This is a genomic window from Pseudonocardia sp. Ae150A_Ps1 (assembly GCF_001932315.1).
Lineage (GTDB): Bacteria > Actinomycetota > Actinomycetes > Mycobacteriales > Pseudonocardiaceae > Pseudonocardia.
The window spans coordinates 43,785-46,330 of sequence record NZ_MCIJ01000003.1; the positions used below are offsets into that span (position 1 = coordinate 43,785).

At 65.4% G+C, this 2,546-nt stretch carries 2 protein-coding genes and 3 pseudogenes; 4 read left to right on the forward strand and 1 reads right to left on the reverse strand.

Annotated features, from left to right (window positions below):
* The 3 genes and pseudogenes from Ae150APs1_RS32395 to Ae150APs1_RS29600 all read left to right on the forward strand — a co-directional run.
* Positions 1-189 (forward strand): annotated as a pseudogene (locus Ae150APs1_RS32395) (IS3 family transposase); the annotation flags it as partial.
* 12 nt (positions 190-201) lie between these two features.
* A pseudogene (locus Ae150APs1_RS29595) lies at positions 202-678 on the forward strand (DDE-type integrase/transposase/recombinase); the annotation flags it as partial.
* A 301-nt stretch (positions 679-979) separates the two neighbouring features.
* Positions 980-1,381 carry a nuclear transport factor 2 family protein gene (locus Ae150APs1_RS29600; RefSeq protein WP_158071568.1) on the forward strand — a complete coding sequence of 134 codons (402 nt, stop codon included), beginning with the start codon at positions 980-982 and terminating at the stop codon, positions 1,379-1,381.
* Between the two features lie 166 nt (positions 1,382-1,547).
* Here Ae150APs1_RS29600 and Ae150APs1_RS29605 read toward each other — a convergent pair.
* Positions 1,548-2,111 (reverse strand): annotated as a pseudogene (locus Ae150APs1_RS29605) (IS3 family transposase); the annotation flags it as partial.
* A 173-nt stretch (positions 2,112-2,284) separates the two neighbouring features.
* Here Ae150APs1_RS29605 and Ae150APs1_RS29610 point away from each other — a divergent pair.
* Positions 2,285-2,546 (forward strand): transposase (locus Ae150APs1_RS29610; protein ID WP_212567354.1); only part of this gene is annotated, 262 nt, incomplete at its 3' end.

The window sequence follows — 2,546 nt, forward strand, 5'->3', positions numbered from 1 at the left end:
CGGCCGGTCGCGCGGTGCACCGTCGGCCGGCTCATGAAAGCCGCAGGCCTGCGCGGTGTCCGGCGGCAGCGGGTGCCGCGGACCACCATCCGTGCCGACAGCCCCGACCTGCGCCCGGACCTGGTCGAGCGCGACTTCACCGCGACGGCCCCGAACCGGTTGTGGGTCGCCGACATCACCTACATCTAGACGCATTCCGGTTGGGTGTATGCCTCGTTCGTCTTGGACGCGTTCTCCCGGAGGATCGTGGGTTGGCAGCTGTCACGTCATCTCTACACCGATCTCGCCCTAGACGCACTCAACATGGGGATCTGGATCAGGGAACGCAGCGGTGCAGATCTGTCGCGGTTAACGCATCATTCGGACCGCGGTGTCCAATACGTTGCCATTCGCTACACTGAGCGGCTCGGCGAAGCTGGTGTCGTCGCTTCCGTCGGGTCGGTCGGCGATTCCTATGATAACGCGATGGCGGAGGCATTCAACTCGTTGTTCAAGGCCGAATTGATCCGCAACAAGGGGCCGTGGGCGGGGATCAGCGACCTTGAACTCGCGGTCGCCGAGTACGTCGACTGGTACAACCACCGCCGACTACACGGCGAACTCGGCTTCGTCCCGCCGGTCGAGTACGAGATCCATAACGCCACCACCACGACCGCCCGGCAGCCCGCCGGAGCATGAGAACTCAGCCTCTACCAAACCCGGCACTTGACACTCAGAGGGATGAAGGTGTTCCCCCGACCCGGGTCCGTGGGCCCCTGCCCGATGTGGAATGCGATAAGCAGCCCAGGTGAGTAGCGCAGCGATGACGAGACAGGCCAGGACAGGTCCGGGGTGGGCGGTGGTGCTGGCGGGTGCGGCGTCGGCGGTGTTGGTCGCCGGGGGCTGCAGCCCCGGTGGGGCCGGTCATGCCGGTCATGCTGGGCATGGGCAGCCTGCTGCGGTGTCGGAGTCGCCTGTCCCGACAACGACTCCGGTGCCGGTGGACAAGGCGAAGTTGGTCACCGATTTCTACACTCAGGCGTTCGTCCACCGTGATGTTGCGGGTGCGTCGCAGACCTATGTCGCGGAGAACTACATCCAGCACAATCCGCAGGTCCCGAACGGACGGGCGGCGTTCGTGGACACGATGGGCCCGTATGTGAAGGACAGCGGGGTGACGTTCCGGATCGGGCGTGTCGTGGCTGAGGGCGACATCGTCGTGGTCCACGCGGAGTCGACGGAGAAGGATGGGAAGCGGTCCGCAGTCGCGGACTTCTTCCGTGTCGAGGGCGGGAAGATCGTCGAGCACTGGGATGTCATCCAGGCCATCCCCGGTGACACCGCCAACGGCAACCCGATGGTCCCCGCTCCTACCTCCTCGCAGGCCCCGGGGCATCCGTAGAGGATTTCCCGCTCATCTCCGCCGCGGGTGTCGTACCGATCGATCTGATCAGCGCGGTGGTGACCAGGCTGGTGGTCTTGGTCGTGGCGGCGTGCCAGCCCACGATCGCCCGGGAGTAGCAGTCGATGACGAATGTCAAGTGCCGGGTTTGGTAGAGGCTGAGTTCTCATGCTCCGGCGGGCTGCCGGGCGGTCGTGGTGGTGGCGTTATGGATCTCGTACTCGACCGGCGGGACGAAGCCGAGTTCGCCGTGTAGTCGGCGGTGGTTGTACCAGTCGACGTACTCGGCGACCGCGAGTTCAAGGTCGCTGATCCCCGCCCACGGCCCCTTGTTGCGGATCAATTCGGCCTTGAACAACGAGTTGAATGCCTCCGCCATCGCGTTATCATAGGAATCGCCGACCGACCCGACGGAAGCGACGACACCAGCTTCGCCGAGCCGCTCAGTGTAGCGAATGGCAACGTATTGGACACCGCGGTCCGAATGATGCGTTAACCGCGACAGATCTGCACCGCTGCGTTCCCTGATCCAGATCCCCATGTTGAGTGCGTCTAGGGCGAGATCGGTGTAGAGATGACGTGACAGCTGCCAACCCACGATCCTCCGGGAGAACGCGTCCAAGACGAACGAGGCATACACCCAACCGGAATGCGTCTAGATGTAGGTGATGTCGGCGACCCACAACCGGTTCGGGGCCGTCGCGGTGAAGTCGCGCTCGACCAGGTCCGGGCGCAGGTCGGGGCTGTCGGCACGGATGGTGGTCCGCGGCACCCGCTGCCGCCGGACACCGCGCAGGCCTGCGGCTTTCATGAGCCGGCCGACGGTGCACCGCGCGACCGGCCGGTCGTCTGTCTCGCGCCGGGTTTGATGGAGGGTGTCAAGCCAGGAGATGATGAGCAGCGATGGCAGCCCCACGGAAGCACCCCAACGAGCTGCGGGAACGAGCGATCCGGCTGGTCCTCGACGCCAAGGCCGACCCTGTCAACGCCGGCACGAACGTCTGCCGCCGTATCGGTGACCAGCTGGGAATCCTTCCGGAAACCCTGCGCGGCTGGGTGAAGCAAGCCGAGATCGACGCTGGATCCCGGCCTGGGACGACGACCGATCAGGCCGCTCGGCTGGCGGAGCTGGAGCGGGAGACCCGTGAACTCCGCCGGGCCAACA